The sequence below is a fragment of the Cohnella cellulosilytica genome (assembly GCF_042431195.1).
Lineage (GTDB): Bacteria > Bacillota > Bacilli > Paenibacillales > Paenibacillaceae > Cohnella > Cohnella cellulosilytica.
In genome coordinates this window covers 86,436-113,196 of sequence record NZ_JBHMDN010000055.1, presented here as the reverse complement: position 1 = coordinate 113,196, position 26,761 = coordinate 86,436, and the positions used below count along the sequence as shown (strand labels likewise).

General features: G+C 58.5%; 25 protein-coding genes. 4 read left to right on the top strand and 21 right to left on the bottom strand.

All coding sequences use genetic code 11. From position 1 onward, the window contains the following. The first annotated feature begins 20 nt into the window (after window positions 1-20). Window positions 21-923: a DUF2161 domain-containing phosphodiesterase gene (locus ACFFT4_RS28760; protein ID WP_378052555.1), complete on the top strand. Its 903-nt coding sequence runs from the start codon at window positions 21-23 to the stop codon at window positions 921-923. Continuing rightward, entirely contained in the window at window positions 898-1,212 is a 315-nt protein-coding gene (locus ACFFT4_RS28755) for a Rieske (2Fe-2S) protein (protein ID WP_378052554.1), read from the top strand. The genes ACFFT4_RS28760 and ACFFT4_RS28755 overlap by 26 nt, the downstream gene beginning before the upstream one ends. Here the strand turns inward: ACFFT4_RS28755 and ACFFT4_RS28750 are convergent, their stop codons facing one another. Then, window positions 1,213-2,352 (bottom strand): aminotransferase class I/II-fold pyridoxal phosphate-dependent enzyme, encoded by a 1,140-nt coding sequence (locus ACFFT4_RS28750; protein ID WP_378052552.1) that lies wholly within the window; start codon window positions 2,350-2,352, stop codon window positions 1,213-1,215. 154 nt (window positions 2,353-2,506) lie between these two features. Between ACFFT4_RS28750 and ACFFT4_RS28745 the strand changes: the two genes are divergently transcribed. Then, window positions 2,507-2,656 (top strand): hypothetical protein, encoded by a 150-nt coding sequence (locus tag ACFFT4_RS28745; RefSeq protein ID WP_378052837.1) that lies wholly within the window; start codon window positions 2,507-2,509, stop codon window positions 2,654-2,656. 111 nt (window positions 2,657-2,767) lie between these two features. On the opposite strand, the gene ACFFT4_RS28740 is transcribed toward ACFFT4_RS28745, so the two are convergent. The 19 genes from ACFFT4_RS28740 to ACFFT4_RS28650 all read right to left on the bottom strand — a co-directional run bounded on the left by ACFFT4_RS28740 (window position 2,768) and on the right by ACFFT4_RS28650 (window position 23,845). Continuing rightward, entirely contained in the window at window positions 2,768-3,010 is a 243-nt protein-coding gene (locus ACFFT4_RS28740; RefSeq protein ID WP_378052551.1) for an AbrB/MazE/SpoVT family DNA-binding domain-containing protein, read from the bottom strand. A 179-nt stretch (window positions 3,011-3,189) separates the two neighbouring features. Then, window positions 3,190-3,651 carry a tRNA (uridine(34)/cytosine(34)/5-carboxymethylaminomethyluridine(34)-2'-O)-methyltransferase TrmL gene (gene trmL / locus ACFFT4_RS28735; RefSeq protein WP_378052550.1) on the bottom strand — a complete coding sequence of 154 codons (462 nt, stop codon included), beginning with the start codon at window positions 3,649-3,651 and terminating at the stop codon, window positions 3,190-3,192. Window positions 3,652-3,741: 90 nt separating this feature from the next. Beyond that, the gene (gene serC / locus ACFFT4_RS28730) at window positions 3,742-4,830 is read right to left on the bottom strand and encodes a 3-phosphoserine/phosphohydroxythreonine transaminase (RefSeq protein ID WP_378052549.1); all 1,089 of its coding nucleotides are present in this window, start codon (window positions 4,828-4,830) and stop codon (window positions 3,742-3,744) included. A gap of 214 nt (window positions 4,831-5,044) precedes the next feature. After that, a complete protein-coding gene (gene glnA, locus ACFFT4_RS28725) occupies window positions 5,045-6,469 on the bottom strand; it encodes a type I glutamate--ammonia ligase (protein WP_378052548.1) in 1,425 nt (474 codons plus the stop codon). A 427-nt stretch (window positions 6,470-6,896) separates the two neighbouring features. Beyond that, window positions 6,897-7,958: a 3-deoxy-7-phosphoheptulonate synthase gene (aroF, locus tag ACFFT4_RS28720; RefSeq protein WP_378052547.1), complete on the bottom strand. Its 1,062-nt coding sequence runs from the start codon at window positions 7,956-7,958 to the stop codon at window positions 6,897-6,899. Window positions 7,959-8,119: 161 nt separating this feature from the next. Then, window positions 8,120-8,611 (bottom strand): DUF2062 domain-containing protein, encoded by a 492-nt coding sequence (locus ACFFT4_RS28715; protein ID WP_378052545.1) that lies wholly within the window; start codon window positions 8,609-8,611, stop codon window positions 8,120-8,122. Window positions 8,612-8,653: 42 nt separating this feature from the next. Continuing rightward, the gene (locus ACFFT4_RS28710) at window positions 8,654-9,613 is read right to left on the bottom strand and encodes a 4-hydroxy-3-methylbut-2-enyl diphosphate reductase (RefSeq protein WP_378052544.1); all 960 of its coding nucleotides are present in this window, start codon (window positions 9,611-9,613) and stop codon (window positions 8,654-8,656) included. 176 nt (window positions 9,614-9,789) lie between these two features. After that, entirely contained in the window at window positions 9,790-11,307 is a 1,518-nt protein-coding gene (locus tag ACFFT4_RS28705; RefSeq protein WP_378052543.1) for a sensor histidine kinase, read from the bottom strand. Between the two features lie 2 nt (window positions 11,308-11,309). Continuing rightward, complete coding sequence (locus ACFFT4_RS28700) at window positions 11,310-11,996, bottom strand: response regulator transcription factor (RefSeq protein ID WP_378052542.1); 687 nt, start codon at window positions 11,994-11,996, stop codon at window positions 11,310-11,312. A gap of 82 nt (window positions 11,997-12,078) precedes the next feature. Further along, on the bottom strand, window positions 12,079-13,563 hold the full coding sequence (locus tag ACFFT4_RS28695) for a S1C family serine protease (RefSeq protein WP_378052541.1): 1,485 nt from the start codon (window positions 13,561-13,563) through the stop codon (window positions 12,079-12,081). A gap of 248 nt (window positions 13,564-13,811) precedes the next feature. Then, window positions 13,812-14,225, bottom strand: coding sequence for a YugN family protein (locus tag ACFFT4_RS28690; protein ID WP_378052540.1), 414 nt, complete (start codon window positions 14,223-14,225; stop codon window positions 13,812-13,814). 228 nt (window positions 14,226-14,453) lie between these two features. After that, window positions 14,454-15,125, bottom strand: coding sequence for a response regulator (locus tag ACFFT4_RS28685; protein WP_378052539.1), 672 nt, complete (start codon window positions 15,123-15,125; stop codon window positions 14,454-14,456). Then, entirely contained in the window at window positions 15,122-16,198 is a 1,077-nt protein-coding gene (locus tag ACFFT4_RS28680; protein ID WP_378052538.1) for a sensor histidine kinase, read from the bottom strand. The genes ACFFT4_RS28685 and ACFFT4_RS28680 overlap by 4 nt, the downstream gene beginning before the upstream one ends. Before the next feature lie 3 nt (window positions 16,199-16,201). Further along, window positions 16,202-17,299, bottom strand: coding sequence for a cell wall-active antibiotics response protein LiaF (gene liaF, locus ACFFT4_RS28675; RefSeq protein WP_378052537.1), 1,098 nt, complete (start codon window positions 17,297-17,299; stop codon window positions 16,202-16,204). A gap of 178 nt (window positions 17,300-17,477) precedes the next feature. After that, window positions 17,478-18,935: a methyl-accepting chemotaxis protein gene (locus ACFFT4_RS28670; RefSeq protein ID WP_378052536.1), complete on the bottom strand. Its 1,458-nt coding sequence runs from the start codon at window positions 18,933-18,935 to the stop codon at window positions 17,478-17,480. A gap of 127 nt (window positions 18,936-19,062) precedes the next feature. Beyond that, the gene (locus ACFFT4_RS28665; protein ID WP_378052535.1) at window positions 19,063-19,191 is read right to left on the bottom strand and encodes a hypothetical protein; all 129 of its coding nucleotides are present in this window, start codon (window positions 19,189-19,191) and stop codon (window positions 19,063-19,065) included. Between the two features lie 45 nt (window positions 19,192-19,236). Further along, complete coding sequence (locus ACFFT4_RS28660; RefSeq protein ID WP_378052533.1) at window positions 19,237-19,758, bottom strand: RNA polymerase sigma factor; 522 nt, start codon at window positions 19,756-19,758, stop codon at window positions 19,237-19,239. 881 nt (window positions 19,759-20,639) lie between these two features. After that, a complete protein-coding gene (gene thrS, locus ACFFT4_RS28655) occupies window positions 20,640-22,580 on the bottom strand; it encodes a threonine--tRNA ligase (protein ID WP_378052532.1) in 1,941 nt (646 codons plus the stop codon). Between the two features lie 371 nt (window positions 22,581-22,951). Next, window positions 22,952-23,845 carry a putative sporulation protein YtxC gene (locus tag ACFFT4_RS28650; RefSeq protein ID WP_378052531.1) on the bottom strand — a complete coding sequence of 298 codons (894 nt, stop codon included), beginning with the start codon at window positions 23,843-23,845 and terminating at the stop codon, window positions 22,952-22,954. A gap of 118 nt (window positions 23,846-23,963) precedes the next feature. Here ACFFT4_RS28650 and ACFFT4_RS28645 point away from each other — a divergent pair, with 118 nt between their 5' ends. After that, window positions 23,964-25,076: a GGDEF domain-containing protein gene (locus tag ACFFT4_RS28645; protein WP_378052530.1), complete on the top strand. Its 1,113-nt coding sequence runs from the start codon at window positions 23,964-23,966 to the stop codon at window positions 25,074-25,076. A gap of 241 nt (window positions 25,077-25,317) precedes the next feature. On the opposite strand, the gene mqnC is transcribed toward ACFFT4_RS28645, so the two are convergent. Continuing rightward, window positions 25,318-26,454: a cyclic dehypoxanthinyl futalosine synthase gene (gene mqnC, locus ACFFT4_RS28640; RefSeq protein WP_378052529.1), complete on the bottom strand. Its 1,137-nt coding sequence runs from the start codon at window positions 26,452-26,454 to the stop codon at window positions 25,318-25,320. Window positions 26,455-26,761: the final 307 nt, after the last annotated feature.

The window sequence follows — 26,761 nt, the reverse complement described above, 5'->3', positions numbered from 1 at the left end:
GACCAGGAGGAGATTTCGCCTTGGCCGTCAAACTGGAAACCGAGCTGTACCCGCCGGTCAAAAGCTTCTTCGCCTCCCGAGGGTACGAAGTCAAAGCGGAAATCCGCGGCTGCGACCTGGTCGCCTACCGTCCCGAGGATGAAGGCGAACCTGTCGCAACGATCGTCGAAATGAAAAAAACGTTTACGCTCCCGCTGCTCCTTCAAGGGATCGACCGGCAGAAGACCGGGGCGGCGGTGTGGCTCGCCGTGGAACGGAATCGCGTAAAAAAAGGGGCGCACAACCAGAGGTTCAACGAGATTACCCAGCTGTGCAGAAGACTGAATCTGGGGTTTATGACCGTTACCTTCTACCGCACGAAATCTCCCGTCGTCGACGTCTGGTGCGAGCCTGCGGAAATCCGCAGCTTCTCCCCTTCTCCCGTCTCCGCAAGCTTCTCCCTGGCCACGGGGGCAGCGGGAGCGGCGGAGACGACGGAGGCTTACGGCCTGCCGACGGGGAGACGAAACAAGGTCAAAGCGGGCAAGCTGCTGAAGGAGTTCAACGCGCGAAGCGGAGATTACAATGTCGGAGGAAGCACGAAGCGGAAGCTCGTTACCGCCTACCGGGAGAGAGCGATCCAGTGCGCGCTGGCGCTGATCTGCCACGGTCCCTCCGCGCCGCGCCAAATCCGCGATTGGACGAACTGCCCCAACGCGGGCGCGATGCTTCGCGAAAATTATTACGGCTGGTTCAGACGGATCAGCAAGGGCGTGTACGAGCTGACGCCGACGGGAGAAGCGGCGTTAAGAGAATACGAGCACGTCGTTCGGGTATGGGCGCGGCAGTACCCGTGGGCGAACGACTATGCCGGGAGTTCGCCGGAAGCCCATCCGGAAGGAAAGGAGCTGCCGGCCGATGAACGACGAGCCGTATCCGATTGATCTCGGTCCTGCGGCAGCCTATGCCGCTCTGCCCGCCGAGGTGACAGTGGACGGAACGCCTTATTGGCTGGTTCGCGGCTCCGGCGGAGAGTACCGCCTGCTGATGGCAGTCTGCCCCCATGCCGGGGGAGACATTCGTCCCCACGAGAACGTGTTTTATTGTCCGCTTCATTTCTGGACCTTCCACGGGGAGACCGGGGCTTGCCTCAACGATCCCGACCATGGTCTGATTAATCGCGGAGTCGTCGTGCGGGACGATCGCCTCTACGCGACGGCCAACCCGGGCTGATCAGCTGCGCGACCATCTCCCCGTAAACTCTCCGATGCTCTCCGCCAGCCTCGCCACGCCTTGGCGAATCTGCCGGTCGTCGGCGAAGGCGTGGGTAATTCGGATCGTGTTCGGCTTCGGATCCTTGGTGAAGAACGGCGCGCCCGGCTGGAAGATCACGCCCTTAAGCCAAGCGTCGCGCAGCAGCGCTTCCCCGTCCAGGCCGGGCGGAAGCGTCAGCCACAGATGAAGCCCGCCCCGCGGCTCCGTCCAGCCCAAATTCTCGATGTCTTGCCGGGCCAGCTGCTCCGTCATCCTTCTCTTGCGCTCGCGGCATTGAATCCGCAGCATCTCCAGCAGCGGCTCGAGCGGCTGCTCCGCGATCAAGCCCGACAGCGCCCGCTGCTCGATCGGACCGAGCGCGTATTTCCTCGCGTTCTCTTCTCCCGCAAGCGAAGGCCGATTGAAAACGTCCGCGGTTCCGGCGATCCATCCGACGCGCGCGCCCGCGATCAAGCCCGGCGGAAGCTGACCGATCGACAGCACGCCCGAGTCCATGCGGCTCTGCTGCGCCGGATGGCTTGGAGACGGCTCGTAGAGCAGCATTTCCTGCCTGTCGTCGGTAACGAGCAGCACGCCCGCTTCCCGGCACCGATGGCGGACGGCGGCCATCCGCTCCCCGCTCCACTGCGTCCCCTCGGGCTCCGTGCAGGACGGAGCGACGTAGACCAGCTTCGGCCGATATCGGAACAGGGCGTTCGTCAACGCTTCCGGGTCCATTCCTTTTCGGTCCCCGTCGACCGCTTCCACCCGCATTCCCGCCTTGCGAAACGCTTGCAGAGCCGTGCGCGACGTAAGCCGCTCGGTCAGAACGACGTCTCCGGGCTCCAGCGCTTCCCCGATCATCCAGCTTAACGCTCCGTCCGCCCCTTTCGTAAACCGGATGCGGCCGCCGTTCCCCCCGACCCTTCCTTGCAGCAAGCTTCCGGCAAATTGCTCCCTCAGCTTCTCTTCCCGGAAGCCGCCCGCTTCTCGCCGCCCCGAACCGAACTCCTCCGCCGCCAAATCCGCGGCCGCGGCTTCCACGCGATCTTCCCAGTCGGACGCGGAGACGAGTCCTTCTTTGGGCCATCCGCCCATCCAATTAATGATTGAACTCACGGCGATCCCCTCCCCTTGCGATGTGGGCCATGGTTTCATTTATATGCCCGGCGAACGGAGATCATCAACTATTCGAGTTTGTTCACAACTTTTTGCGTTTTCTTTTTGACAAGGGTTGGTTATAATAAAGGGTAGTTAATCGGAGGTGTAGGATATGTTCCTTTCGACAGCAGGCGAAGCGGCGCAGCAGGTGATGATCTTCGGGATGTCCCACAAATTCTGGATCGTCGTTCTCATCATGGCGTTGTTCATCGGTTCCATTTTGACGTCTTCGTATAACGATGATAAAACCAAAGGCCTCTGATCATAGCCGCCGACAAGACCGGAACCGGAAGGTTCCGGTCTTGTTTTTTGTGCGCGTACATAGACGAAAGCCGCCCTCGGACGAGGACGGCTTTCTTCGTGTCGGTTATGTTTACAGCCCTTGCATTTCTTTGACGCAAGCAGCGCATACGTAGCGCTCCTTGAATTCTCCGACGCCTTCCATCGAAGAGCAGAACACGCAGCGGGGCCGGTAACGTTCCAATATGATATGATCGCCTTGAACCAATATCTCTACGGGGTCCCCTTCATTCATTTGGTATCGTTTGCGCAACGATTTCGGAAGAACAATTCTCCCCAATTGATCCACTTTACGAACTACGCCTGCAGGTTTCAATGCAGTTCCTCCATTCATACGCTAATCTTGCTGGTGTCTCGAAACCTTTTAGCCTCTTTGACCACTTTATACCGTTCTATATCCACTTCCGATTCCCTTCCGTTTATCCAATTTGCTTAGAATTATGCAATTTTCGACATTTAATCTCGAAATTTCGGGAATAATGTCGAATAAGGACGTCACGCTAAAGGGAAATCGTTTTGCCGCAGCGCCTCGAATACGACAATTGCCGCCGAATTGGCCAGGTTCAGCGACCGAACCTTGTCCGTCATCGGAATAGTCATGCACGTATCGGCGTGGGCGTCCAGCATGTCCTGCGGCAGCCCTTTCGTCTCCCGTCCGAAAACAAAGAAATCTCCGTCGCGGAATTCGAAGTCCGTGTAACGTTTCGTCACCCGAGTGCTCGCGAAAAAAAACCGGGCTCCGGCATGGGCTTCCGTCACTTCCTCGAACGAGTCGTAATAGGTGATATGAACGGAATGCCAGTAGTCCAGTCCCGCCCTCTTCAGCACCTTGTCGTCGGTCGAGAAGCCGAGCGGCCGCACCAGGTGAAGATGCGTTCCGGTAGCGGCGCAGGTTCTGGCGATATTGCCCGTATTCGCCGGAATTTCCGGATTCACGAGCACAATGTGAAACGGCATCGTTGTCGCCTCTCTTCCCGCATCCAAACTCGAAGGACTGTCCTCCGCCATCAAGCGACGACCGGAGGAAGCCCGACTAATCGGCGCTGCTTAACCGTTGCGGCTTTGGAAATCGCGCATGAAGCCCGCCAACGCCTGGACGCTCTCCGGCGGCACGGCGTTATAGATCGAAGCGCGCAAGCCGCCGACGCTGCGGTGTCCCTTCAGCCCGATGAAGCCTTGGGCTTCGGACTCCTTGACGAACTGCTTCTCCAGCTCCTCGCTCGCCATACGGAACGTGACGTTCATGAGCGAACGGCTGCCGGCTTCCGCGAAGCCGCGGAAGAAACCGCCGCTGGTATCGATCGTATCGTACAGCAGCTCCGCCTTCTCGCGATTGCGCGCCTCCATGCCGGCCGCTCCGCCGTTGGCCTTCACCCATTTGAGCACTTCGCCTACCATATAGATCGCGAACGTAGGAGGCGTATTGTAGAGCGAATCCGCCTTGGCGTGCGTCGCGTAGCGCAGCATCGTCGGCACGACGCCTTCGGGCTTGGCGATCAGATCCTCGCGGATAATGACGATGGTCACGCCGGAAGGTCCGAGATTTTTCTGCGCGCCGGCGTAGATCAGGCCAAACTTCGACACGTCGAGGGGACGGCACAAAATATCGCTCGACATATCGCCGACAAGCGGCACGCTGCCCGTATCCGGAAACTCCGTCCACTGCGTTCCTTCGATCGTTTCGTTGGACGTCAGGTGCAAGTAAGCGGCGTTGGCCGGCACCTTCAGCTCTCCGATCGCGGGGATACGCTTGTACGAATCGGCTTCCGAGGAAGCGGCGATCGCGACCTCTCCGAACTGCTTCGCTTCTTCGATCGCTTTCGTCGCCCAGCTTCCCGTCGCCACGTAAGCTGCGGCGGAGCCCGCGCGCAGCAGGTTCATCGGCACCATGGCGAACTGCGTGCTGCCCCCGCCTTGGACGAACAATACCTTATAGCCTTCCGGAATGGCGAGCAGCTCCCGCAGCAGCGCTTCCGTCTCGAAATGGACTTTCTCGTAGATCGCTCCCCGATGGGACATCTCCATCAAAGACATGCCGCTGTCCCCGTATTCGACAAATTGCTTCTGCGCGTTCTGCAGCACGTCGAGCGGCAATGCCGCCGGGCCGGCGTTAAAATTGTAAGCGCGGTTGGCCATCTCGTCCCCACCTTGTTTGAATTCATAATAGGCTAATCATATCAAAGCTTTGCGCCGCTCGGCAACCTTTATCCGTCGTAATCCCCCAAAATATCGTCGTATTTCCGAACGAAAGCGATACCAACATTATGAAACTTTCGTCTTTTGTGCAATTTAAAAACGCAGCCCCCCTCCCGGAGGAGGAAGACTGCGCAGTGCAAGGGCGTTGATGCGATTAGCAATCGTAATACAGGCTGAACTCGTGCGGGTGAACCCGAATGGCGACCGCTTTGGCTTCCGCGCGCTTGAAGCTCACGTAGTTCTCGATGAAGTCCTTGGAGAATACGCCGCCTTCCGTCAGGAAGTCGTGGTCGGCTTCCAGCGCGTCAAGCGCTTCGTCCAGCGAGCCCGGAACGCTGCGGATCTCTTTCTTCTGATCTTCGGACAGCTCGTAGATGTTCGTGTCGAACGGACCGAAGCCCAGCGCCGAAGGATCGATTTTGCGCTTGATGCCGTCCAGGCCGGCCATCAGCATCGCGGAGAACGCCAGATAAGGGTTGGCCGTGGAGTCCGGCGTGCGGAACTCGATGCGGCAGCCTTTCGGCGTAACGGCCGCAACCGGAATCCGAACCGCGGCGGAGCGGTTGCCCTTCGAATACACGAGGTTGACCGGAGCTTCGTAACCGGGCACCAGACGCTTGAACGAGTTCGTGGACGGGTTCGTGATCGCGATCAGCGCCGGCGCGTGGTGCAGTATGCCGCCGATGTAATGCAGCGCCATCTGGCTCAGGTTCGCGTATCCGCCCTTCTCGTAGAACAGCGGCTCGCCTTCGTTAAAGATCGATTGGTGAACGTGCATTCCGCTTCCGTTGTCGCCGAACAGCGGCTTCGGCATGAACGTAGCCGTTTTGCCGAACTGGCGGGCTACGTTATGCACGATATATTTATATTTCATAAGGTTGTCAGCCGTTTTCGTCAGCGTATCGAAACGGAAGTTGATTTCCGCCTGGCCGGCCGTCGCTACCTCGTGGTGGTGACGTTCGACGCGAAGACCGCTTTCCTGCAATTGACGGACCATTTCGCTGCGGATGTCCTGCTGGGCATCGATCGGGGATACCGGAACGTAGCCGCCCTTCACGCCTACCTTAAAGCCGGAGTTGCCGCCTTCCTCTTTGCGATTCGTGTTCCATGCCGCCTCTTCGGAATCGACGAAGTAAGAGGATGCGTTCATCGAAGACTCGTAACGGACGTCGTCGAAAATGAAAAATTCGGATTCCGGAGCGAAGAACGCGGCCGATCCCACGCCGGATTTTTGCAAATATTCTTCAGCCTTATGGGCGATCGAACGCGGGTCGCGATCGTAGCGCTGCCCATCCGGAGTATGAATGTTACAAACGACGATCAGGGTCGAATGCGCCGTGAACGGATCGACGTAGACGGATTCGGTATCGGGCATCATGACCATGTCCGACTCTTCGATGCCGCGGAAGCCGGAAATCGAGGAACCGTCGAAAGCGACCCCGTTCTCGAACGTTTCCGCTTCCACTTCGGAAGCAGGCACCGTAATATGATGAGCGCGTCCGCTAAGATCGATAAACCGGAAATCTACGAATTCGATATTCTTTTCTTTGATGAGTTCCAATACTTGCTGCGCTGACATTTGAATTTCCTCCCCATATCCGAACATTCGGCTCATTTACCCTAAAGAACGTTCAAGTTTTCGCCGAACTTTATGAAGTTATTATAAAACCCTGAAAAATGAGCGTCAATACTTATGTCAGGTATTTTTTTCGTTCATGTTAGCAATTCTTACAAAATAGACAAATTCCATACCGGACGCCGGAAGCCGCGGCTGGATTCCGTCCGTTTTATGTATGCGCTTACGAAAATAAACGTGAAAAAGCTGACATTGCCGCCTTTCGAAAGATTCGACTTTCGGCGGTTTGCCGTGTTTATCTATCCCCCGTCAGCTTCCCTCCCCTCATCCGTTCCCCCGCTTTCCGAACGAACATCCCCGATCATGCGAAAGAGCCGCCGCATTTTCGGATGGCTCCGAAAAACGGACGACTCTTCAGATGGTTCCTCTTTTATTTGATCCAGGTTGCGAAGGCTTCGGCCGGCGCCTTCTCCGTGTCGAACCTTTTGCCGAGCAGAGGAGCGAGCTGTTCGAGCTCCTTCAACAGGTTCGCGAACTGGTCCGGGAACAGCGACTGCACGCCGTCTCCCGTCGCGGAATTGTCCGGATCGGTGTGCATTTCGATGATAAGGCCGTTCGCCCCCGCCGCTACCGAGGCTTTCGTCATCGTCTCGACCAGCTCGCGGCGGCCCGTCGCATGGCTCGGATCGGCGATGACCGGCAGATGGGACAATTGCTGAACGACCGGGATCGCCGTCAGATCGAACGTGTTGCGGGTATACGTCTCGAACGTGCGGATGCCGCGTTCGCAGAGCATCACGTTCGGATTGCCGCCCGCCAAGATGTACTCGGCCGCGTTAAGCCACTCGTCATAGGTCGCGCTGAAGCCGCGTTTGAGCAGGACGGGATTTTGAATCGTCCCCAGCTTGCGCAGCAGGTCGAAGTTCTGCATGTTCCGCGTTCCGACCTGCATAATGTCCGCATACTCCGCGCAGACGTCGACGAATTCCGGCGCCATCACTTCGGTAATCGTGATCAGCCCGTATTTCTCTCCCGCTTCCTTCATCCACTTGAGTCCTTCGATGCCGATGCCCTGGAAGCTGTAAGGACCGGTGCGCGGCTTGAACGCCCCGCCGCGAAGCACCTGGCCGCCCGCCGCCTTGACGAGACGGGCGATCTCGTCGATCTGCTCGGGCGTCTCCACGGCGCAGGGGCCTCCCATAACGACAAGATTGTCGCCGCCGATCTTGACGCCCTTGATCTCGATGATCGTATCGTCCGGATGGAAATCCCGGCTTGCGAGCTTATAGGACTTCGAGATTTTAATGACGTTCTCTACGCCTTGCATCGAACGAATATGTTCAGCGAGCGACGGCTCCGCTTTGCCGATAATGCCGATGACGGTCCGGTCGGTTCCGCGGGACACGTGCGCCTGCACGCCGGACTGCTCGATGTGGCGTACGATTTCGGTAATCCGCTCTTCTGAGATATGCGGGGAAGTTATCACGATCATGACATTCACTCTCCTGAATATTTTAACGCGTATACGCTGTGACGCTTATACGCTTTTAAGCACTAAAGTAAATATAGAGGATAAAAGGGCTCCATGTCAACCCTTAAGTGCATAGAGCCCTTTCGTCTTCTCGTTGCCGTAATCGCTTCGAAGCTTCGCTCCTATACTTTGGCCTCCATGCGGGCGCGAATCAGCTTGCGCTTATCTCTGCGCCGGGCCTTGTAGACGTTCAGACTGTAGCGGATGGGAAAATAGCAGAGCAGTCCGAGCAGCACGCCGTCGACCGCCCCTCCGACGATCAGCTTGAGATTCGTCAACAGCAGGCGATTGATCCATTCCGGCACGAGCGGCAGATGAATGCTGAGATGCTTCGGCAGAATCCAGCCCCCCACCTTGGAATTCGGATACATCATCGGGATGTAGATGATCTTGCCGATGACGAAGCCGATCAGCGCCGCCGGCAAATTGCCTCTGAGCAGGACGCAGAGCGGGAAGATCAACACGAAGGCGACTCCGAGCGTCGGCAGCGTGAACATCTCGACGGCGATGCCGATCGCGAAGCCCATCGCGACGATCGAAGCGCCGCCCTTGGCCCTGAGCAGCATAATATATTTGTATTTCAACCAGCGCATAACCGAATGTAGCCGACGCATAGGATGCTCCCTTCCATGACGCAGACGACCGCGAAGCCGCCCTTACTGACTCGTCCCTGCTGATTTGACCTTGACGTTCGGCAACAGCTTATTCGGATTAACGGTTCGTTTGATCGGCCAGGTCGACGGGTCCGCGGAGTCGAACTGCTCGATATAGGCGATCACTTCCTTCGTCAGAGCGGTAGGCGTGGAAGCTCCCGAGGTGACGGCCACGCGCTCGAGTCCCTGCAGCCATTCCTGCTTGATCTCGGAGACGTCCGCGACGCGATAGGCGGGAACGCCGGCGATCTCCTGGGATACCTGCGCGAGCCGGTTGGAATTGTTGCTGCGCGGGTCGCCGACGACGATGCACAGCTGCGCTTCTCCGGCTTGCCCGGCAACGGCTTCCTGGCGAACCTGCGTCGCCAGGCAAATCTCGTTATGAATTTCCGCGGTAGGGAACCGGGCCAGCAGCAGCGACATCAGATGCCGGATATCCCATTGGGACATCGTCGTCTGGTTCGTAATGATAATCCGCTCCGTGCTCAGCTCCAGCTTCTCGATATCGTCCTCCCGCTCGATCAGGTGCACGTGCCCGGGCGCGATGCCGATCGCGCCCTCCGGCTCCGGATGGTTCTTTTTGCCGATATAGACGACCTCGTAGCCTTCTCCGACCTTCTCCCGGATCAGATCGTGCGTCTTGGTCACGTCCGGGCACGTCGCGTCGACGACGGTCAGCCCCTTCTCCTTGGCCCGTCTCCGCACCTCCGGGGATACGCCGTGAGCGGTGAAGATGACCGTGCCGCTGTCGATCTGCTCCAAAATATCGAGGCGGTCATGGCCGTCCAGCGTAATGATGCCTTCTTCCTTGAACGCTTCCGTAACATGACTATTATGAACGATCATGCCCAATATATAAATCGGCCTGGGCAGCTCCAGATTGCGTGCCGTCTGAAGCGCCAACACCATCGCATCGACGACGCCGTAACAGTAGCCCCTCGGCGATATTTTCACGACTTGCATTGCCCGCGCCCGCTTTCTCGCCCCTTATTGTTGCGCGACCTCGAAGAGGTCCGAAGTCGTAGGCGTTCCGACTCTCTTGCAATCTATTATAGCCTATTCGCGATACAGGGGAAAGGAGCGTCGCCGGAATGCAAAAAAGGGCAGTCCCGTAAGGAGGGACTGCCCTTTCCATGCGATCATGCAAGCTTGCCGTCGGGTCCGGCCGCCTCTCGAACAGGCAGCCACACCGTAAACACCGTGCCTTCTTCCAGCCTTGTCTGCACCTCGATGCGGGCGTGATGCATGTCCGCGATCCATTTGGCGATCGACAGCCCCAGCCCCGTGCCCGACGTTTCGCCGCGCGACACGTCCACGCGATAGAAACGCTCGAAAATATGCGGCACCTCTTCCGCCGCGATGCCGATGCCGGTGTCGGCCACCGACAATCCGACCGCGTTGTCCCGCCGCGTCGCATACAGCCTGACTCTGCCGGACGGCGTGTACTTGAAGCCGTTCTCGATCAGGATGAAGAGCAGCTGCAGCAGGTAGTCGCGATTGCCGCGAACTTTAACGCCGTCGAGCGCATCCAGCGGGCCGACCGCCCACTCCGCCCTTCTCGGAAGGAACGCGGCCCTTCTTGCCGCCTCTTCCGCCAGCGGCTGCAGCTCGACGTCGCTCATCTCCATCACGTAGCCCGCGTCCGCCCTGGCCAGCGACAGCAGATGATTGACCAGTCCGCTCATGCGGCGGGCTTCGTCGGCGATATCGCGAATCGATTCGAGCGACATGTCGCGCTTCTCGATGTCGGACAGAGCGGCGGACGGCGGCATATCGGCCTCGTCTTCATCCTCTGTCGCGCGGCGTCCCCCCTCGACGTCCGACCAAATTTTCTCCAGCAGGTCCACGTTGCCCCGGATCGTCGTCAACGGCGTGCGCAGCTCGTGCGATGCGTCGGAGACGAACCGCTTCTGGGCCGCGTTGGAATCCTCCAGGTTTTTGTACGCCCGCTCCACGCCCGACAGCATCGCGTTAAGCGTGTCGGTAAGCCGGCCGATCTCGTCGTTGGCTTTCTCCCTGGGAATTCTGAGGCTGAGCTCCGAGCCGCTCTGAATGCGTTCCGCCGCCTCGGTCACGCGATTGATCGGCATCAGCGCCTTGCGCGAGAGGAACATTCCGAGGAGGAACGCGGCGATTAGGCCCGCGGCCCCGGCGAACCACAGAATCGTCCGAAGCTGGTGCAGCAGCTGCTCCTCCCGCCCGGTCCAGGCGCCGACCTGCAGCAGGCCGACGACGTCGCTGCCGATCGGTATCTCCAGCACGAGGAAGGGAATACCTTCGACTTCGCGCTTCGTGAAAACGTACTTGCCGGAGCGAACCTCGTTCTGTCGCGGATACGGGAACGTCAGCTCCGGCCGGTTCGTCGACGCCCGCATGTTCGGCGTTTTGTCGTCGACGACCCCTTCGATCGTCGGCATATAGTTGACGATCTGGATGAAGAAGGAATTGTAATCGATTGCGCTTCTCAGCACCCCGCTCAGACCTCCCGTAATGCCCTGGCTTCTGATCTGGGTTTCCTCGCTGATGCGCCGCAATTGCTCCTTCAGCGACGACATCGTATTATTCTGAACGATTCCGTAGATCGTGACGCCGAAGGCGACCAGCGTGACCGCCAGCAGTCCCGAATACCACAAAGTCAACCGCAGCCGGATCGACATGCTCAGCTGTCTCCCTTCAGGACGTACCCGGCTCCCCTGACGGTTTGAATCAACCTTTTCTCCCCGTTCTCTTCGAGCTTCTGCCTGAGCATCGCCACGTATACCTCAAGCACGTTGGATTCTCCGCTGTAATCGTAGCCCCATATTCTTTCCATGATCAGGTCGCGCGACAGCACGCGCTTCGGATTTTGCATGAACAGATGCAGCAGGTCGAATTCCTTGGCCGTCAGCTCGATACGGCGATCGCCCCGCATAATTTCCCTTCCGTCCACGTCCATGATCAAGTCCTCGTAACGGAACTGCCCGCCGTCCTCGGCCCGGTCCGGCCGCCGGCGCAGCAGCGCCCTGACGCGCGCCATCAGCTCCTCGAGCGCGAACGGCTTCACCAGGTAATCGTCGGCGCCCAGATCGAGCCCGCGCACTCTGTCCGACACCTCGTCCTTGGCGGTCAGCAGCAGAATCGGCGAGACGATGCCCGCCTCGCGCAGCCTTCTGCACACCTCCCAGCCGTCCATCTTCGGCATCATCACGTCGAGGATGACCAGGTCGGCCTGCTTCTGTCCGAGCAGCCTCAGTCCTTCCGCGCCGTCCGCCGCCGTCGTTACTTCGTAACCTTCGAATGCCAGGCTCCGCCGAAGCAGCGCCGTAATTTTCTCGTCGTCGTCAATGACCGCAATATGGGGTCTCACAGGGAATGTCCTCCTCTACCCAACGAGAGCGGGATACCCTTATCGGACTCCCGCTCCTCCGTGCTTATGAACCTAACCGGGCTTACTCCTGAATGTTAAATTCGTTCTTGTCGCCGATCTGGACGGCGATCTCCAGCTTCTTCTCGCCGCGCAGCACGTCGAGCGTAACCTGGGCGCCCACTTCTTTCTTCTGGATCGCCGCGATCAAATCCTCTTTGTTCTTGTAAGCCGTGCCGTCCATGCCCGTAATGACGTCGTACTGCCGCAGATCGCCTCTGTATGCCGGAGAATTAAACACGACCTCCCGCACGAATGATCCCTTCGTGTCCTTGTCGATGCCGAGCTGCTGGGCGATTTCCTCGTTAACGTCCATCAAGGTCGCGCCGATGAACGGAACCGGCTTCTGCGGAATTTTCGTGTTTGTCTTCAGGTTTTCCAGCACTTCCGTGATCGTGCTCGTCGGGATGGCGAAGCCGATGCCTTGCGCCTGCGTGCTGACCGCCGTATTGATGCCGATGACTTCGCCGTTCAGGTTCAGCAGCGGACCTCCCGAGTTGCCGGGGTTGATCGAAGCGTCCGTCTGCAGCAGATGCTGGTATTTACGCGTTCCGTTGCCGTCTTGAATCGAAATTTCGCGTTCGTTGGAGCTGAGCACGCCGACCGTAATCGTATGCTCGAAGCCGACCGGGTTGCCGATGGCGACGACCCAATCTCCCATGTTCATGCTGCTGGAGTCGCCCAGCTTCAATGTCGGGAAGCTGCTGCCTTCGATCTTCAGCACGGCCAGATCGAGCTCGGGGCTTGTGCCGAGCAGCTTGGCGGTGTACGGCTCTTCGGTTCCTTCGACCGTCACCTTAATCTGATCCGCCCCGTCGATGACGTGCTGGTTCGTCAAAATGTAGCCGGTGGAGTCGAACAGGAAGCCCGAGCCCATGCCGCTCTCCTGCAGATCGCCTTGGCTTTCGTCTCCTCTGTTGCTTCTGTAGTTGTCTCCGAAAAACTGGCGGAAAAACTCGTCTTCCCACGTCGTTCCCTGACGGGCCTTCGCATAGGTCTCAATTTTAACGACTGCGGGCGAAGCCTGCTCGAAAATTTTGGCGATGTTGTTCGGGCGAACGACGTCCTCGCTGTTGCCGACCGGATTGTTGACCGGCTTCACCGACGTGTCCTGAACCTGCGGCGCGCTGCCGAACAGCTCGCCCGTAAACCAGTTTTGCCGATCGGCCGTATACATCAACGCGCCAACGACGATGACGCCCGCCAGGAACGAGGCGAAGACGGCGCGGAACGACGTTCTGCGCGGGGGCTTCGCCCCCCAATCGCTCTTGGCCGGCCCGCCCGATACGGTGAACGGCCGATATTCCTTCGCCGCCGTGGGCGCAACCTCCACGATGCCGGCGTCCTCCTGCTTGGCCGGCTCCTCCCCGTACGGTCGTCCGGCTCCGCCGAACGGGCCGAACGTGTACGGCTCCGTCTCCCTGCGCGTCTCCCCGTAAGGGTCGTTGCGCTTCTCCTCTCCATATGCGAAACCTTCCGGCTGTTCCGGTTTTTTGTTTTCATCTTCCATAGGAATTACCTCCCTCGCGCAGCCTTTGCCGGCTGTCGTCGTTCTGATCTTGTAACCGTATCATAAACCCGTTTCCTTAAAACTATCTTAAACGGAAATGAAGACGAAGTAAAAGCCGGGAGAAAATAACCATGCAAAAACGCCTTCGGCGTCCATGGAACGAACGGAGAAGACGTTTTTTGTCGAAAAGGTTCGGCGAAGGCCGGCCGCGCGGAGAACGCAGGCGGCCGCCGTCCCGTTTCGGGCTGTCATTCGGGGTAGAGGGTTTCGATCTCCTCCAGCTTGCGCCGGGCTTTCTCGATCCATTCGCGCTTGATGCCGTCGTCCGGATCGGCCGGATCGGAGAACTGGTTGATCAGCCCTCCGAACGTGCCCGCGCGGGCGCTCTCGTTCAAGCCTTCGTTGTAGACGTGCTTCAGCACGTAGGGTTGACCGAAGCGAATTTCCGTATCCAGCGGTTCCGCTTCGCTGTCGAGCCTTCCCGTCGTCACGTCGAACGGCAATCTCAGCCAGACTTTGCTGGCCTCGTCCAGCGCGCAGTCGAACGAGCCGCGATCGTAATCCCAACCGCCGCCCAGCGCAAAGCCCCGCTCCGCCAGCAGCTTGTGCGAAATGCCGTAATCGTGAACCTGCGAGGTCAGGGATGAATCAAGAACATGCATGCCGGGATACCGCCTTTTTTATTGACTAGGTTTCCCGCACCCCGGCGATTTATCCTTCTTGGGGCGTGTATGCAAACCCGCTCGGGGGCATCTATCACCGCCTTTTCGCCCCCTGCTGCGTCACTTTTGCTTGACGTACCCCCGGTACGCCTTCACAAAAGTTCCTTGCATGGAACGAAAATTCGGCAATATCTGCTATCCTCGGAGTATGCATACACGCCCTAGCAGTCAAGCTTCCTTGACCCAGCCCTTGCGGTGGGCGAAAATAGCGAGCTGGGTGCGGTCCTCAAGCTCGCACTTCATCAACAGGTTGCTGACGTGCGTCTTGACCGTCTTGATGCTGATGTGCAGCTCGTCGCCGATTTCCTTGTTACTTCGTCCCTCGGCAATGAGCAGCAGCACTTCGCGCTCGCGTTCGGTCAGCCCTTCGACCTCGGTGCTCGCGGAGCGCTTGCGAAGACCGCGGGTCAGCGCCTGGGAGACGTCCCCGCTCATGACCGGCATATTTTTGACCGCGCCCTGCATCGCGTAGATCAGTTCGTCGGCGGATACCGTCTTCAGCACGTAGCTGACCGCGCCCGCTTCGATCGCTTCGACGACCTTCTCGTCCTCGAGAAAGCTCGTCAAAATCACGATCTTTAAGCCCGGATGTCTGGCCAGCAGCTCCCGGGTCGTCTCTACGCCGTTCATCTCGGGCATCATCAAATCCATCAGAACGATCTGCGGCATCTGCCCGTCGAAGCCGCCCCGCTCCAGCTTCTCGATCGCTTCCCGGCCGCCGCCCGCTTCGCCGATCACTTCGAAGCGGGAATCCAGCATCAAATACGTGCGCAGTCCCATCCGCACCATCTCGTGATCGTCCACGATCAGCACTTTCCAGCTTGTCCCGGTTTCCGTCACTTGGCACCCGCTCCTTGTTCCTTGTCTTCTTCTTCGGTCCCCCGCGGCTCGTCCGGCTCCGGCGCGAATTTGGGCAGCCATACCCGCACTCTCGTGCCCGAGCCGGGCTTCGTCACGATTTCCGCGTCCCCGCCCAGCTTCTGCGCGCGCTCCCGCATCGTGGACAAGCCGTAGCCTCCCGGCCTGACCTGTCCGCCCTTGAAGCCGAGCCCGTCGTCCTCGACGGACAGTGTGATCTGCGCGCCGGTGTCCCCGAGCAGCAAGCGGACGCTCTGCGCCTCCGCGTGCTTGACGACGTTCGCCATCGCTTCCTGAATAATAAGGAACAGCTGATGCTCCTTGGCTTCCGAGATGCGTTCTCCCACCTGAATGTCCAGCGTGCCCTGAAGCCCGTTCTGCCGGCAATAATCCGGGAACCAGCGGTTCAGCGCCTCCTCCAGCGTCTTGCCTTGAAGCTCCATCGGCCGCAGCTGCGCGATCAAGCCCCGCATCTGCTTCTGCGCCGTCGAGGACATCGCGATCAATTGCTCCATCACCTGCTGCGCATGCTTCGCGTCCCGCTCGAGCAGCTTGGGCAGAGAGGAGGCCGACATATGCAGCGCGAACAGCTGCTGGCTGACCGTGTCGTGCAAATCTCTCGCCAGACGTTTTCTTTCCTCGAGCACGGCGTCCTCCGTCGAGATCATCTCCTCCAGCGCTTCCTTCTCGCCCATCCGCTGCAGCAGCTTGATGCGCGACTCCAGCTGCCCCATCATCGCGTTGACCTCGCGATAGACGCCCGAGAAGGCGTCGCCCTCCTCCTCCGGCAGCCGATAGCCCCAGTTGCCGGCGGAGGCATGCTTCAGCGCGAGCTGCAGCTGATCGATTTTGCGCTGCGTGCGCTGGCCGATCTGGTAAGCGATCGCCATCTGCAGCACGGTCAGGCTTGCGGTCCAGGTTCCCCAGACCTCGAGGTTCGGCGTCGAATCGGTGAATACGACCACGGCGTAATACAGAACGAACATGAGAACGATCGTAGCCAGTCCGGTATAGATCGACGAAGCCCATTTGCTCGTGCGAACTTTTCTGACCATCGATTAACCTACCTTCGTCACGCGCACGTCGCCGATAAAGCTGCTGACGATCAGCACGACCCTCTTGTCCGCGTCCGGGAACAGCGGCGTTTCCACGGTCATCTGGTTAAACAGCCCGCCGCGCTTCTGGCCCAGCACCTTCACGTCGCCGATCAGGCTGCTCGATACGACCTGGATGCCGACGCCGAGATCGTTGGGCACGAACACTTTGACGTCGCCGATAAACGAAGATACGTAAACGCGGGTTTCGCCGACCGGAATTTGCGCCTTCGTCAAGTCCAGCGTCGTATCTCCGATAAAATGAGAGATGTTCATCGGCCGCAGCTCCCAGTAATCGTTGCCGAGGTGAACGTCCCCGATGAAGCGGCTGTGTTCATGTCTGTGCGCGTTATGGGCGTGCCTGTGAGCGTTATGGGCGTGTCTGTGAGCGTTGTGAGCATGTTTGTAAGCGTGCTTCCAGTCCCGCCATTCCCTGCGGCCGGCTCCGTTCGGCCAGCTGTCGTACGGATCCGCCGGGTCCGGGCCCGGGTTCGGCGGCGGGGGCGTGCGCTCCCCTCGGGAAAAGCCGTAGTCGTTCGGCCGCTCTTGTTGCGGCTCCTTGTCCAGATTGATCGAGGAGCGCCGTTCGAATTCCTCCAGCTCGGGAGGCGCCGGCGGCGGTCCCGGAGGTACGGGCGGCACTTGCGGCTCGTTCGGCTCGGGCGGCTCGTACGGAGAGCCCGGGTGCACGGGATTCCAGCCTTCGTGCTTCGAATGACGGTTGCCGCAGCCCGGGCGATTCCCCCGGAAGATCAAGCTGAGTCCGAATAAAATAATCGCGATCGGCCCCAGAATTCGGGCGAAGTCGCCGAAGCTCCAGTCGAGATACCCCAGGTTTCTCCCCAGGAAATAGCAGCCGATGATCACGGTCAGCAGATTCCACCATACTTGCTGCAGCAGCATGCCCTGCAAGCCGAACACGATGAGGAATACCGGCCAGTAGGTGCGGAACAACTCCCCGATATCCATGGAGATCAGCCCGACTTGATTCAGTAAAAACACGACGCCTACGACGACGATAAAAGCTCCCCATAGCAGCCGGTGAACGATCGATGAATTCATAGCCCTGTCCTCCAACTCGTTGCTGATAATCGCTTGTTGTTACCAGTATAACGAATTGTCCCGTCCCCACAACAGCGGCGCGGGGTGGAAGTCGGCCTCGGTCTGCAGACCGAGGCCGCTTGGCACGAATACAGGCTGCCCGGGATCGTCTTGACGACCATCCGGAGCAGCCTGTAATTCAGGATACCGCAATATCGATTCCGACAACGCCGAGCGCCGTCCCGTCGCTTCCGTGCAGAGGCATCGACACGGTCAGGCACGGTTTTTTCGTAATCGCGGACAAGTATACCTCCGAGACGAACGTCTCCCCCGCCATCGCCCGCTTCCACCATTCGCGGCTTCGGGCGTTGAGCAAGCCGGCGGCAGGCTCCGAGAACACGAACGACCCGTCGTCGCGGTTGGACCAGATCGCCTCCATGCCGGGCGAACGCTTCAGCCACCCGCCCAGCACGCCGCGATGCGCCTCCTCGGACATCGCCGTCAGCTCGGGATCGGAGACGATCGAGCGCAGCAGCCCGGTCCATTTCGCCGTATCGGACGCGACCGCGCCTTCCCATACGCGTCCTCCGGCGTTCTGGACGGCGGCCGCGAGCTCGTCGGAAGACTCCCTGAGCTCCTCGGATACGCGGGACAGGCTGGCGATCTCCGCCCGCTGCCGCACGTTCCGCGCCAGCGTCTCGTCGACGCTGCCCAGCGTAATGCCGACGGAGTCCACGACCTCCTCGAGCAGCCCGCTCGTGGCCGTCGTCCGCTGGGCTTGCGCGATCGCGTGCTCCAGCGTTGCGCCGACGTGCTCGTCCACCCCGAGGAAGGAATTGAAAATGACATCCATCCGCTCGCGCGTCCTGCTCATTTCCTCCAAGCCGCGCGTTACGGACTTCTTCTCTCCTTCCACCGAAGCGACGACCTGCCGGATTCCCGCCTCGATGCTTTGGACGATGCCCGTCGAGTTTTTGATCGCTTGCGCGCTTTCCTCGGCCAGCTTGCGGATTTCCTGGGCGACGACGGAGAAGCCGCGCCCGTGCTCGCCCGCGTGCGCCGCTTCGATCGCCGCGTTGAGGGCCAGCAGCGACGTCTGGGAGACGATCTCCTGCACCCATGCGTTGATCTCCCCGATTTTGGACGCCTGCGCGATCAGATCGTTAACCCGCTTCTCCATCGTTCCGTGGTTGCGAGACAAGTCGTTCATTACCTCGTCCGTATGCGTCAACGAACGGGTGACCTCGACGACGACGTCCCGCGTCTTCTTGCTCTGCGCGCTCAAATCTTCGGTAACGCCGCGAATCTCCCGTGAGGAAGCGGCCACCTCCTGCAGAGAAGAGAAAGCTTCTTCCAGCCGCAATCTCGCGGTCTGGGCGTGCTGCCTCAGCTTCTCTTCCTGAACCGCGGCCCGATCGGCAATCCCGTCAAGCTGGCCGATGCTGGCGTCCACTTCCGATACCGCGGCCTGCAGACGGTCCGCAATGACGATCGCCTCTTCGATCATCTGCCGAAGCGCCTCCGGATTCGCCTCCGTGCCAAGCCCGACAGCGCCTTCCGAGCTCCCGGAACGGCCCGTTCTGTCCTCTTTGCTTCCCTCGCGTTTCACCCAGCTTCGCCAATCTCCCATCTCCGCCACCTCAAATCCATCCATCATGTTAGATTTTCTAACATTATATTGGATTTTTTGACAAAAAGAAAGGGACCTGCGCGGTCCCCTCTTGTTATTCCGTATTTCATCAAGCTTCTCGGCCCGCCCGGCCGACGCGAATGCCGCTTGCTTCTTAGCGTTTGGAAGCGTTCTTCTGAGGCGCCTTGGCGTTAGCCGCAGAGTTCGTTTCGTTCTGCTCCGCAGCGAACTCTTCCTGATAGGCATTCGAGTTGCCGAGCTTCTGCTTCTTGTTCTTTGCCACTGTCTCCCTCACCTCCACCCATAGCATGGACAGAGGAAGACGGCTTTATGTATGCCCGTTCTCGTCTTCGGCTTGCGTTCTAAGCCTGGCTTTGCCTCTATGAATACGCGCCTTGACCGTACCGACCGGAAGATCCAACGCCGCGGCGATCTCGGCATCCTTCAATCCGTAATAAAACTTGTAAAGCAGCAGCGTTCTTGTCGTCGGATCCAACCGTCCGAGCAGGTCGGACAGCTCCGTCATCGACTCCGGCTCGAAGGCGAACGTCGGGCTGGCAAGCTCGTTCTCCAGATCTTCGTAATTGGCTTCGTGCCGTCTGGCGCGGTTCGCGTTCGAAGCGAGATTGTAGGCGATCGCTTTCGCCCAGGGAATCAGCTTCTCCTTGTCCCTTAGCGTGGAACTCTTCTCCAAAATGCGCACCCAGGCTTCTTGCACGACATCCACCGCGTCGCCTTTATGCAGGAGCTTATGGCGAACGACCTTTAACATCTGGGAATAAAGCTCGACCAACACTTCGTCTTCCGATCGGAAAGATTCCGGCAATTGAGAATCGCGGAGGAAGTTCATGAATCCAGCCACCCCTAAACGGTGCGATATTGAAGTATTCCTATTCTATCATAACCGCGATAAAAAGAGAATAATTTACATTTTGCCGGAATTCCCGACAAACTCCCCGCCCATGCGGGCAGCGGTAAAAAGCGGCTGCCCTCTAAACAATAAGTCGTACCGAACGATGATCGATGGAATGATGTAGTCGCATCTATCTCCTTCCAATGCTATACGATCCTGAAATTTTGAACTTCTAAACCCGTCACAGGGTCATTTCAGGAACGTATGAGGCAGTCTCCAGGCTAATCATGACCCATAACGGTTCCAAATAATTGGAAAACTCGATTTTGAACAAAATTGCATAATAGGAGATGATTTGCTTCCGACCCAGAGGCGAGGTTTAAGCTCACCGGACGGGCTTATCGGCGCGGAACCGACCCAGGGGTGATGGTTAAGCTCGCCAGAAGGGCTTATCGGCCCAGAACCGGCTCAGAGGCGAGGGTTAAGCTCGCCGGATGGGCTTATCGGCCCGGAACCGGCTCAGGGGCGCGGAATTTAGCTCGCCGGACGGGCTTATCGGCCCGGAACCGTCCCAGAGGCGAAGTTTAAGCTCGCCGGACGGGCTTATCGGCCCGGAATCGGCTCAGGGGCGCGGTTTTAGCTCGCCAGACGGGCTTATCGGCCCGGAACCGTCCTAGGGGCGCGGATTTAGCTCGCCGGACGGGCTTATCGGTGGCCTGATTATCTTGTTGATAGGTTTTATAAACGAGATTTATTCTTGCTGGAAGGTGGAGGGGCATCTATCTCCTGGAGACGGTCTCCAGGAGATAGATGCTTCTTCTTTTTCATCGATCATCTTGTACGCCCTAACTTAGGGAGCAGCCGCTTTCCGAATAGGATCAGTCGGTCCGTTTGCTGGAAATTTCTCCGGCGATGCGGGCAATGAATTCCTCGACCGATTGGGCGCCGAGGTCCCCTTCCCCGCGGCGGCGCACGGAAACCGTGCCGTTAGCGGATTCCTGCTCGCCGATGACGAGCATGTATGGAATCTTCTCAAGCTGCGCCTCGCGGATTTTATAGCCCAGCTTCTCGTTCCGCAAATCCGCTTCGACGCGGATGCCGGCCAGCTGCAGCTTTTCTTCCACCTGCTTCACGTAAGGCTCGTACACCGGGTTAACCGGAATCAGCTTCGCCTGAACCGGGCATAACCAGACCGGGAGAGCGCCCGCGAAGTTTTCCAGCAGGAACGCGGTCATGCGCTCCATCGTGCTGATAATGCCGCGGTGAATGACGACGGGGCGGTGCTTCTTGCCGTCGTCGCCGACGTATTCGAGCTGGAACCGCTCGGGCAGCAGAACGTCCAGCTGGGCGGTCGACAGCGTCTCTTCCTTGCCCAGAGCCGTCTTGATCTGCACGTCCAGCTTCGGACCGTAGAACGCGGCTTCTCCTTCGGCCTCGAAGAACGGCAGGCCGAGCTCCTCGACGACCTCGCGCAGCATCCGCTGGGAAGTCTCCCACATCTCGTCGTCCGGCCAATATTTCTCCGTATCCTGCGGATCGCGGTAAGACAGCCGGAAGCGGTATTCCTTGATGCCGAAGTCCTCGTACACCTGGCGGATCAGGTTCACGACGCGCGTGAACTCCTCCTTGATCTGATCCGGACGGCAGAAAATATGGGCGTCGTTCAGCGTCATCGCGCGCACCCGGTGCAGGCCCGTCAGCGCTCCGGACATCTCGTAGCGGTGCATCGTGCCGAGCTCGGCGATCCGGATCGGCAATTCCCGGTAGCTTCTCATGTCGCTCTTGTACACCATCATATGGTGCGGACAGTTCATCGGACGAAGCACGAGCTCCTCGTTGTCGAGCTCCATTTTCGGAAACATATCCTCCTGATAATGCTCCCAGTGCCCGGAAATTTTGTACAGCTCCACGTTGGCCAAAACCGGCGTATAGACGTGGGTATAACCGAGCTTTTCCTCCAGATCGACGATGTATCGTTCCAGCGTCCGGCGCAGCTTCGCACCGTACGGAAGCCAGAGCGGCAGCCCTTGGCCGACCTCGCGGGAGAACGAGAACATTTTCAGCTCGCGGCCCAGCTTGCGGTGATCGCGCTTCTTCGCTTCCTCTAGGAAATACAGATGCTCGTCCAGCTCCGCCTTCTTGGCGAACGCCGTGCCGTAAATCCGCTGCAGCATCTTGTTCTTGCTGTCGCCGCGCCAATAAGCGCCCGCCACGCTCAGCAGCTTAAACGACTTGATGCGGCCCGTGGACGGCAGGTGCGGCCCGCGGCACAGGTCGAAAAATTCGCCTTGATCGTAGATCGTTATGGCGACGCCTTCCGGCAAGTCCCGGATAAGCTCCAGCTTCAGCGGATCCTGAATGTCCTCGAAAATGCGAAGCGCTTCTTCGCGGCTTACCTCGCGCCGAACGATCGGCAAGTTTTCCTTGACGATCTTCTCCATTTCCTTCTCGATCGCCGGCAGATCCTCCGGCGTAATCGACTGTTCCATGTCGATGTCGTAATAGAAGCCGTCTTCGATGACCGGCCCGATGCCAAGCTTGACCTTGTCCGCTCCGTATACCCGCTTCAGCGCCTGCGCGAGCAGATGCGCCGTGCTGTGCCGCATGACTTCCAGCCCTTCCGCGTTGTCGAGCGTCACGATTTCGAGCGCGGCGTCGTTCTCGATCGCCGTGTTCAGATCCACAACCTTGCCGTCCACCTTGCCGGCGACCGCGGCTTTGCGCAGCCCCGGGCTGATCGATTGCGCTACCTCTTCGACGGTAACTCCTGCCTCGTAAGCGCGCACGGCTCCGTCCGGAAATTTTACCTGTACTGACATTTTCGAAAGCCTCCTTCTTCTTGTCGGGGGGAAACAAAAAAAGCACCGCGTCCCTAAAGGGACGGGTGCTCTGTATGCGGCCCGTGGTTCCACCCTCCGTCAATCGGCGCTCGCGCCGATCCTCTGGCATGAAGTTAACGGTCATGACCCGGCAGGAAATACTGGAAAGGCCGATGGAGGCCGTTCGATTCCTTCCTGCAGCTCGAAAGGGGTATCCGTCTGGCGGTGGCGGAAGGAACTTGCAGCCCGGGGTTCCTCTCTCTGGACCGTCCGTTTCAGACAGCGTTGTCTTTCTCATCGCTTTTGGCTTGTGGATTCATACCGTTCATTATAGCGATTGCCGCCGTAATTCGTCAAGCTTCTCCCCTTCCTCAATGAGCGGGCAAGTCGGGGTACAGCGCAGCCCGATCTCCGAAAATGCCGATAATCGTGCGAATAACCTGCGATTCCGGTTCCGGCGTGTGGATATACAGCTGGCGGGGCGAAGCGGCGAGCAGGCGGCTGACGACCAGGCTCTCCTCCTCCGCTTCCGGCTCCCCGGAATCCGGCAGGCCGAACGCTTCCGGTCCGAGATCGCCTTCCTGCTCGAGCGGCTTCATCTCCTCGTCCAGCAAACGAAAAGCATGCCCGCCCGAATGAAGAACATGGATCGTGGACGTGCGCGTCTCCTGCCATTCCACCATCGACTTGAGCAAGGACATGAATTCCTGATATTGGCGTTCCATCATTCTTTCCTCGATCGCGGCTTCCGCGGCTTCCTTCACTTCGGCCCCGTAGTCCCCGAGGCGAAAACGAAGGAACCCTTCCAGGTTCAAGCGCTCGTGCTCCTCCAGGTACCGCGAAAACTTGGCGGCGAGCTTCTGCAGCCGCCGCTCCCGCCCCCGGCCCATCCAGCCGACACCGGTCGCGTCCGGTTCGCCGTCGAGCAGCGACACGGCTTCCGCGATCAGCGCGTCGGTCTCCACCTCGTCCCGCAAGCCGAAATTCGTCCGAAACAGCTTTCTCAATAGGGCAGGCTCCTGCTCCGACAACGTATATTCCGCCAGCACTTTACCGACGCGATCGCAAGAATGTTTCTTGCCGTGAGGGCCCGGTCCGACCGGAAATTGACAGCGTATGACGCCGTCTTCCTGGCTCAGCTCCCACTGCACGCTGTCCACCGGATTTTTCGCGTCGACGAACGTGCGGCTCAGCATCCCCGCCAGCCGTTCCAGCGAAGGAGGATCGCTCGCATAGGCCACGACGAACTCCATCTTTTTCTTCAATTCCCCGCCTCCATTCTTCCGACTCGTTACTTAACTATATGGTGGCCCAAAAAGGGATATACGATGGCAGAACGTTTATGGTATATTTTATGAAGTTTGATCGAGAAAGGACGTTCCTATGTCTTTGCCACTTTTTTCAATACGTCAAGAACGTTGGAACCGGCTGCTGCTTCAGGGCTGCTGGGTCGTGTTCTTGTTGTCCGTCGCTCTGGAGCTGCTCTTCCTCCAGGTCACCCAGGTTCCGCACGCCGAGTTTATACGCCTGTACATCATCAGGCCGACGGTCATTATGGGAATCGTGCTGCTTGCCGCCGAAGTCGGTATCCGCTACCTTCCCAGGCACCACGATTACATCCTCATTACGACCGCCGCCTTCATGACGGGTACGATTACGTTTATCCATTCCTCCTTGGAATATCTCCTGTTTCTCCTGTTTTTCCCGATTCTGATCAGCATTTTTTACTTCCAATACAAGAAATTGCTGTACGCCGTCCTGCTTACCGGAATCTCCTTCGTCGTTCTGTTCGTTTGCAACACAGCGATCTCGGAAAACATATCCGTAACCGGCACGTTAACGATGGCGGTTATTTTGCTTGTCTTCAGCGGCATCGGGTTCGGCATTCTGGCCAGAGGACGCGAGATTTTGACGCATCTGCACAGCTCCTACGAATCGAATCAGGAGCTGCTCGTCCGCACGATCCTGATGGACAAGCTGGCGAAGACGGACGCTTTGACGGACACCTACAATCACATGGCCTACCATGAATACAAGGACAACCTCGTCACTCAGGCGGACAACGGGGGGCTCCAGCTGCATCTGGCCATTATGGATATCGACAACTTCAAGAAAGTGAACGACACGTTCGGTCATAAAGCCGGGGACGCCGTATTGCAGAAGGTCGCCTCGATCGCCAAGTCGCAAACCGGAGGCAACGATTTCGTCGCCAGATACGGTGGAGAGGAATTCGTCATACTGTTTACGGAGAAAAGCTTTCAGGAAGCATACGACACGGTGGAGAGCATACGGATGAAAATCGCGGCAGCGACGCACGAGGCGCTTAACGGGTGCAACGTCACCGTCAGCGTCGGTCTGAACGCTTACGAGCCGGGGATGGGCAAGGAGGAGCTGTTCAAGCTCGCGGACGCCGCCCTCTACGAGGCCAAGCTGTCCGGCAAAAACCGCACCGTCATCGCCAAGGCGAAGCAGACGGCCGAGCACGCTCGCGCTTAACATACATAAAAAGGGGCTGGCCCCTAAGTAAACAGAGTCGTACCGAACGACGATCGATGGAATGTTATAGTCGCATCTATCTCCTTCCGCTGCTATACGATCCTGAAATTTTGAAGGGGTAAACCCGTAAATGGGTCATTTCAGGAACGTATGAGGCAGTCTCCAGGAAATAGATGCTTCTTCTTTTTCATCGATCCTCTTGTACGCCTGACTTAGGGGACAGCCCCTTCTTCGTTATGGATTAGTTTTGCATGACGTAATCTTTCGCGGCCGTCTCGTTCTCGCCGTATACTTTGAGGATCTCGTACTTGGTATTGCGCTGGGCGGGAATTTTGCCGCTCTCGCGAATAAGCTTAAGAATCAGTTCGATGTTGACCTTATGCGTCGTGCCGGCGGCCGACACCACGTTCTCCTCGATCATCGTGCTGCCGAAGTCGTTGCAGCCGTACTGCAGGGACAGCTTGCCGACCTCCGGCCCCATTGTCACCCAGGACGATTGAAAGTTGTTGATGTTATCGAGTGCGATCCGACTGATCGCCAGCGTCTTGAGATACTCTTCCGGCGTCGCCTTCTCGCGCTTCATGTTCGTATTGTCCGGCTGGAACGTCCACGGGATGAAGGCGAGGAACCCCGGCGAAGGATAGCCGTTGTTCAAGCATTCGTCCTGGGCGTCGCGCACGCGCAGCAGGTGCAGCGCCCGCTCCTCCATCGATTCTCCGAAGCCGATGACCATCGTCGCCGTCGTGTTCATGCCGACCTTGTGCGCGGTCGTCATCACTTCTATCCAATCTTTCCAAGAGCCCTTCAAGCGGCTGATCTTCTTGCGCGTTCTGTCGTCGAGAATTTCCGCGCCGCCGCCCGGCAGCGAGTCCAGACCGGCCTCGTGAAGCTGTCTGACGACGTCTTCGATCGGAATGTTGCCGGCGACGACCTGCATTTTGCGGATTTCCGCCGGAGAGAACGAGTGCATCGTAATGCCGGGGAACCGCTGCTTGATTCCGCGCAGCAAATCCAGATAATAGCTGAAGGGCAAATCCGGGTTCGTGCCGCCCTGCATCAAAATTTCCGTGCCGCCTACGTCGATCGTCTCCTGAATTTTGCGGAAGATCGCCTCGTCCGGCAGCACGTAGCCTTCCTTGGAGCCCGGCGCGCGATAGAACGCGCAGAACCGGCAGTACACGTCGCACACGTTCGTGTAGTTGACGTTGCGGCCGACAACGAACGTCGTGATCGGCTCGGGATGCTTGGCCAGCATAATCCGGTTGGCCGCATGCCCCATCTTTTCTATCTCATCGCTCTCGAACAAAGCTACGATCTCTTCCAATTGGAGCCGTTTGCCCTGGAGAGCGTCTTCCAAAATTCGGTCCACCTGACTCATGTTCGGACCCTCCTCCTCGCTGGACTGCTGTCCTTCAATCCTTATCCCATCGTAACATAAAAATACCGCGAGAGTCACCTAAGAGAAGGCAAGTCCGCGACAAGTTCACTGCAAGTTCACAGCGGTTTCGAATTCGATTCTTCGCGCCCCCCCGGCTCAAGCAAAGCCGACGATCAAAAAGGGGCAGTCTCATAAGTAAAAAAGAGTCGTACAAAGGATAATCGATAGAAAATGCTGCCATGCCATGCCCTTTTTCTTAATCGATCATCTTGTACGACTTACTTATGGGGGACTGCCTCTTCGCTCG